General features: G+C 67.6%; 3 protein-coding genes and 1 pseudogene. 3 read left to right on the forward strand and 1 reads right to left on the reverse strand.

Features of this window, described 5'->3' with window-relative positions:
• Window positions 1-160: 160 nt before the first annotated feature.
• Window positions 161-1,067 (reverse strand): annotated as a pseudogene (locus tag U5A56_RS36565) (potassium channel family protein); the annotation flags it as partial.
• A gap of 561 nt (window positions 1,068-1,628) precedes the next feature.
• Between U5A56_RS36565 and U5A56_RS36570 the strand changes: the two are divergent.
• From U5A56_RS36570 to U5A56_RS36580, 3 genes are all read left to right on the forward strand, one after another.
• Window positions 1,629-3,821, forward strand: coding sequence for a type I secretion system permease/ATPase (locus U5A56_RS36570; protein WP_321822656.1), 2,193 nt, complete (start codon window positions 1,629-1,631; stop codon window positions 3,819-3,821).
• On the forward strand, window positions 3,805-5,229 hold the full coding sequence (locus U5A56_RS36575) for an HlyD family type I secretion periplasmic adaptor subunit (RefSeq protein ID WP_124489852.1): 1,425 nt from the start codon (window positions 3,805-3,807) through the stop codon (window positions 5,227-5,229). The genes U5A56_RS36570 and U5A56_RS36575 overlap by 17 nt, the downstream gene beginning before the upstream one ends.
• A gap of 92 nt (window positions 5,230-5,321) precedes the next feature.
• A partial coding sequence (locus U5A56_RS36580) for an Ig-like domain-containing protein (protein WP_321927336.1) occupies window positions 5,322-6,764 on the forward strand: 1,443 nt, incomplete at its 3' end.

Genomic DNA, 6,764 nt, shown 5'->3' on the forward strand with positions numbered 1-6,764 from the left:
TGTAGTGGCTAGATTGAAATGTCCGCTTTCGGGCCGCGTAAGCTGTCCGGCCGCCGGGTGTCCGGCGCCGGAGGCTGCGATGGCCGCAACGGAGCGGATCACGATGACGATGCGCGAGCTGGACCGATTTAAGGTCATTCAGGACGTGGCGGACGGCAAGCTCAAGCCGTGGCGCGCGGCCGCGGGTCGACAGCATGTCGTTGACGAACGGCACGATGTAGCGGCTGTGCACCGCATCGGCGAGCAGCAGCGCGCCGATCTTCGTCGACGACACGATCACGTCCGCCTGGCGCAATTGCCGCTGATACAGGTTCTCCTGGATGCGCACGACGATCTTCGTGTCGGGCGCGATGCTGCGCACCGACAGCGTCAGCAGGATAGCGGTCGGATCGTCGGTCACCGCGATGCATCGCCTTCGCGGCGCGCACCTGCGCCTGCTGCAGCAGGTCCTCGTGCGCGGGGTCGCCGAGCAGCCCGGTCACGCCGAGCGACGTCGCGGCCTTGAGCGCCTGCTGCTGCGCGTCGATCACGATCACCGTCGCCGGATCGACGCCGCTGTCGAGCAGCTCGCGCACGGCGATCGAGCCGGACAGGCCGTAGCCGCACACGACGATGTGATCGGTCAGTTGCTTTTGCAGGCGTTTCATGCGGAATTCCTCGACAACGCGCTGGATCACGAACTGATACGCCGTGCCCAGGAAGATGAACCAGATGCCGATGCAGATCGGCACGATGGGGAATGCATCGATCAGCCGCGCCCGCGCGGTGACCGGCACGATGTCGCCGTAGCCGACCGTCGCGACCGTGACCATCGTGAAATAGACGAGATCGGCGATGCCCATCGGCGTGCTCTTCGTCGAATCGCGCAGGCCGTCGCGATCGAGATACAGCACGAGGAACGCGAGCGCGCACAGGAACACGACGAGGGCGAGGCGGAACAGCAGCGTGCGATGCGGCGACGTCGCGGGTCGCGTGAATAGCGTGCGCGCGCGCGGCGCCTGCCACGGATTGCGGGCGCGCCGCAGGCGAGAGCGCAACGACCGGCGCTGGGCGGATGGCGAAGCCAACGGGCAATCTCCTGATGGATAAGGGGTCGATGCTACGATGGGCGGGCGCGCCTGCGGCAAGCCTGCCGGCCCCCGGCCTTACCACGTTGCATCGGCGATACGTCGCGACACCCCGGACGTTTCAGCGCTGAAACATTTCTCGAGGCCGGGCCCAGCGCCCCGCTTGCGCCACGGCGACGGTTCGCCACCGCCCTGCTGCCCTGCCATCTTGATCCGCGCACAAGAGCGTGAGCGCCGCCGCGCATCGCGCCGCGCACGTCCGCAACGCCACGCGCATTCATTCGTATCAGATCCGAAACCAAATCGCCATTCGCGCCGGCCGGCCGGCTCGCGCAAGCACGCACCGCCGTGCTGCGCGCGCCCACCACCCCATCTGGCCCGCTACTTGCTGTTGCTCCGACGTAAGGCAGTAGTCGACAAGCAGTCGCACCAAGCGACGGACATCGAACGAACAACATCGGGGTAGCGCATGAGCAAGACAAAGCGCTTGACGGCGGGGATATCCGCGCCGGGGGGACTGCCGCACCAGTCCGACCGTCACCTGCGTGGCGGCGTACTGTAATGCACGCCGCCACGACGGAAGCCGCGGCGGGCGCGGCAGGCGCGCGTGCATGGGAGTTGCCCCACGGATCGGGCATCGAGGACGATCCGCTGCTGGGCTGCCTGCTCGTGTTGACGCGGCTGTTCGACCGGCCCGTGGGCGCCGACGCGCTCGTGGCCGGCCTGCCGCTGGCCGGCCAGCGCCTGACGCCGGCGCTGTTCATCCGGGCAGCGGCGCGCGCGGGCCTTTCCGCCAAACTGGCCCGGCGCGCGCTCGACGACATCCCGGACGCGGTCTTGCCCGTCGTGCTGCTGCTGAACGACGGGCAGGCATGCGTGCTGGTTCGCAGAAACGCGTCCGGCACCGTGCAGGTGATCCTTCCCGAAACCGGCTGCGGCGAGGCAGCGCTCGCCCCGGCCGAGCTCGCGCAACGCCATGCCGGCCTCGTGCTGTTCGCGCGCCCCGCCCACCGGTTCGACGCGCGCGACGCGGAAAGCGCCGTGCCGCGCCCGCGCAACTGGTTCTGGGGCGTGGTCGCGCAGTCGTGGCCGATCTACGCGGAAGTGATGCTCGCGTCGATGCTGGTCAACCTGTTTGCGCTGGCCATGCCGCTGTTCACGATGAACGTTTACGACCGGGTCGTGCCGAACCACGCGCTCGAGACGTTGTGGGCGCTGGCGGCGGGCATCGTGCTCGTGATCGTGTTCGACGTGGTGATGCGCACGTTGCGCGGCTATTTCATCGACATGGCCGGCAAGAAGATCGACGTGATCCTGTCCGCCAACCTGTTCGAAAAAGTGCTCGGCATCCGGATGGCCGCGCGCCCGCCGTCGGTCGGCGGTTTCGCGTCGCAGATCCAGGAATTCGAAGCGGTGCGCGATTTCCTCACGTCGGCCACCGCGGCGGCGCTGATCGACCTGCCGTTTTCGGTGGTGTTCATCGCGGCGATGTTCTGGGTCGGCGGCGGGCTCGGCTGGCTGCCGCTGATGGCGCTGCCGCTCGTGATCGGCGCGGGCGTTGCCGTGCAGGGGCCGCTCGCGCGGGCCGTGCAGGCCAGCCAGCGCCACGCGAGCCAACGGCAGGCGCTGCTGATCGAAACGCTGGTCGGCCTCGAAACGATCAAGGTCAACGGCGCGGAAGGGCCGATGCAGGCCCGCTGGGAGCAGTTGCTGGGCGAGATCGCGCGGCTCGGGCTCAAGTCGCGCCTGCTGTCGGGATGCGCGGTCAATTTCGCGATGTTCTCCCAACAGGTGGCCTATCTCGCCGTAGTCCTGTGCGGCGTCTATATGATTGGCGACGACCGCCTCACGACCGGCGGCCTGATCGCCTGCACGACCCTGACGGGCCGCGCGCTGGCGCCGATGGGCCAGGTGGCGTCGCTGCTGACCCGCTACCACCAGTCCCGCAGCGCGCTGGCGTCGATCAGCGGCGTGATGAACCTGCCCGGCGAGCGCCCGGCCGACCAGCGCTTCGTGCACCGGCCGGCGCTGCGCGGCGAGATCGAATTCCGGAACGTCGGCTTCGCGTACCCGGGCCAGAGCGGCACGTCGCTCGACGGCGTGTCGTTCCGCATCGCCGCGGGCGAGCGCGTCGGCATCATCGGACGCGTCGGCTCGGGCAAGACCACGATCGAAAAACTCATCCTGGGGCTCTATCCGCCCGCTTCCGGCAACGTACTGATCGACGGCGTCGAGCTGCGCCAGTACGATCCCGCCGCGCTGCGGCGCGGGATCGGCCACGTGCCGCAGGACGTGATGCTGTTCAACGGCACCGTGCGGGACAACATCGTGCTGGGCGCGCCCGGCGTGGACGACGACGCCGTGCTGCGCGCCGCGCAGGTCGCCGGGGTCGCCGACTTCGTCAACCGCTTGCCGAACGGCTTCGATCTCGCCGTCGGCGAGCGCGGCGAAGCGTTGTCCGGCGGACAGCGTCAAGCGGTCGCGATCGCCCGCGCGATGTTGCTGTCGCCGCAGGTGCTGTTGCTCGACGAGCCCAGCAGCGCGATGGACAACCGGTCCGAGGAACTGTTCAAGGCGCGGCTCGCGGCCCGCCTCGAGGGCCGCACGCTGCTGCTCGTCACGCATCGCCCGTCGCTGCTCACGCTCGTCGACCGCCTGATCGTGATGGATCAGGGCCGCGTCGTCGCCGACGGCCCGAAGGACCAGGTCCTGGCCGCGCTTGCAGGGAGGACGCTCCATGTCGCTGCTGGCTGAACCCGACGGCGCGGATACGCCGACGATGAACCGCGCCGCGGCGCTCAAGGCGCTGGTCGCACGGATCGGCGCGGCCCTCAGGCCGCGCGCCGACGATACGGCGTTCATGCGCGAACGCTGCGCTGCGGCAATGGAAGGGCCGCGCTATTTCAGCCACTGGATACTCTGGGCGACGCTCGCCTTCTTCGTCGTCGCCCTCGCCTGGTCCGCGTTCGCCGAAGTGGACGAAGTGACCGTCGGCGAAGGCAAGGTGATCCCGTCCAGCCGGGTGCAGGTGGTCCAGAACCTCGAGGGCGGCATCGTCTCCGAGATCATGGTGCGCGTGGGACAGGTCGTGCAGAAAGGCCAGCCGCTGATGCGCATCGACGATACGCGCTTCACGTCGTCGTACAAGGAAGGACAGGCGAAGGATGCCGCGCTGCTTGCCCGGATCGCGCGCCTCACCGCCGAGGCGAACGGCGCCGCGTTCGTCGCACCCGATCGGCTGGCGCAGACGAGCCCCGGCCTGCTGGACGAAGAGCGCTCGCTGTTCGCATCGCGCCAGCGCGAATTGCAGGCCAATCTGGACGTGCTCAGGCAACAGGCCGAACAGCATCGCCAGGAGCTCGCGGAGAAACGTTCGCGCCAGGCGCAGCTGCAGCATAGCTATGGCCTCGTCGCGAAGGAGCTGGCGCTGACGAGCCCGCTCGTGCAGAAAGGCGCGGTATCCGATGTCGAAGTCCTGCGGCTCGAACGGCAGGCCAACGACATGAAAGGCGACCTCGACGCGACGCGGCTGGCGATGCCGCGGCTGGAAGCCGCCTATCGCGAAGCGCGCCAGAAGATCGACGAAACGACCGCGCACTTCCGCGCCGACGCGATGAAGGAGCTGAACCAGGCGCGCGCCGAACAGTCCGCGCTGAGCGCGGCCAATGTGGCGCTCGAGGATCGCGTCACGCGCACGCTGGTGCGGGCGCCGCTGAAGGGCATGGTCAAGCAGATCAAGATCAACACCGTCGGCGGCGTGATCCAGCCGGGGATGGACCTGCTGGAGATCGTGCCGCTGGACGACACGCTGCTGATCGAAGCGCGCGTGCGGCCCGCGGACATCGCGTTCCTGCATCCGGGGCAGGACGCGACGGTCAAGCTCTCCGCGTACGACTTTTCCATCTACGGCGGCTTTCCGGCCGTCGTCGAGGACATCAGCGCCGACACGATCGTGCCCGACCGCCCCGGCGAGAAACCCGACAGCTACTACCGCGTGCTGGTGCGCACGCGGCAGAACAAGCCGAGCGGCCGCAGCCAGCCGGTCGCGATCGTGCCGGGCATGATCGCGACGGTCGACATCCGGACCGGCCGCCGGACCGTATTGCATTACCTGCTCAAGCCCGTCATCAAGACCAAGGAAATGGCGTTGCGCGAGCGCTGATACGAAGACCGATTTGCAGATCCGCAGGCGAGCCCGCATGGGGCGGCGAAATGCCTGCATCAATACACATCAGACAGGACGGGGAGCACGACATGGCGACGACTTCGAACGGCACCGCGGTGTCCATCAGCAATACGCCGCAGGCACAAGACGATGTGTTCATGTCGGCGCAGACAGGGCTCACCGACAATGCACTCACCACCGTCTACCTGAACGTGATGGCGAACGATCTCGGCGGCGCGGCCAAGACGCTCTACTCGCTCGACTCCGGCACCGAAGCGACCGTCGCGCTCGAGCAGACCGCGCTGCTGACGCAGGACACGGCGAGAGCCGAAGCCGTGAGCATGGATTACAGCGCGCACGGCGCGCACATCTGGGTCACGTCGGACGGCAAGGTCGGATACGATGCGAGCCATCTCGATGCGTCATGGCTGTCGAACAGCTTCAATACGCTCGGCTACGCGCAGGACAGCTTCACGTACGCCATCCGGTTGGGCAACGGCACGCTGAGCTGGGCGACCGCCTATGTCGATATTGCACCGCCCGCCCCTGTCGTCGCGCTGGCGCACGACACGGGCAGTTCGGCCACCGACCACATCACGTCGGACTGCACGCTTTCGCTCGGCGGGATCGCACACGGCGCGACCGTTCAGTACAGCACCGACAACGGCGCGCACTGGAGCACCGGCTTCAGCGCGGTCGAGGGAACGAATACCGTGCTGGTCCGGCAGGTCGACATCGCCGGCAATGCGTCGTCGGCGGCGTCGTGCTGTTTCACGCTCGATACGGCTGCGGCTGTGGCGCCTGGTGTGGCGCTGGCGATCGATTCGGGCAGTAGTGCTGTTGATCACGTCACGAATGTCGGTACGCTGAATGTGACCGGGGTTCAGAGTGGCGCGACCGTGCAGTACAGCGTCGATAATGGTGCGCATTGGAGTACCAGCTTCGGGGCGGTCGAGGGTGTGAACAATGTGCAGGTGCGGCAGGTTGACGTCGCGGGCAATGCGTCAGCGGCGACGTCGTTCAGTTTCACGCTTGATACGTCGGCTGCCGCGCCCGGTGTGGCGCTGGCGGTCGATTCGGGCAGCAGTGCTGTTGATCACGTCACCAATGTCGGCACGTTGAACCTGTCCGGCATCGAGAATGGCGCCACCGTGCAGTACAGCGTCGATAACGGTGCGCATTGGAACACCAGCTTCAGTGCCGTCGAAGGGTTGAACAACGTGCAGGTCCGGCAGGTTGACGTCGCAGGCAACACGTCGGCGGCGACATCGTTCAGCTTCACGCTCGATACGGCGGCGGCTGCGCCGGGTGTGGCGCTGGCGGTCGATTCGGGCAGCAGCGCTGTTGATCACGTCACCAATGTCGGTAAGTTGAACCTGACCGGCGTCGAAACCGGCGCCACCGTGCAGTACAGCGTCGACGGCGGTGCGCACTGGAACACCAGCTTCAGCGCGGTCGAAGGCACGAACAACGTCCAGGTCCGGCAGATCGACGTCGCCGGCAATACGTCGGCGGCGACGTCGTTCAGCTTC

This window comes from Burkholderia sp. BCC1998, from assembly GCF_905339875.1.
Classification (GTDB): Bacteria; Pseudomonadota; Gammaproteobacteria; order Burkholderiales; family Burkholderiaceae; genus Burkholderia.

What these genes read in the sequence shown, in the direction of transcription:
- U5A56_RS36570 (WP_321822656.1), top strand. Translation starts at nt 1,629, where the DNA reads ATGCACGCCGCCACGACGGAAGCCGCGGCGGGCGCGGCAGGCGCGCGT.
- U5A56_RS36575 (WP_124489852.1), top strand. Translation starts at nt 3,805, where the DNA reads ATGTCGCTGCTGGCTGAACCCGACGGCGCGGATACGCCGACGATGAAC.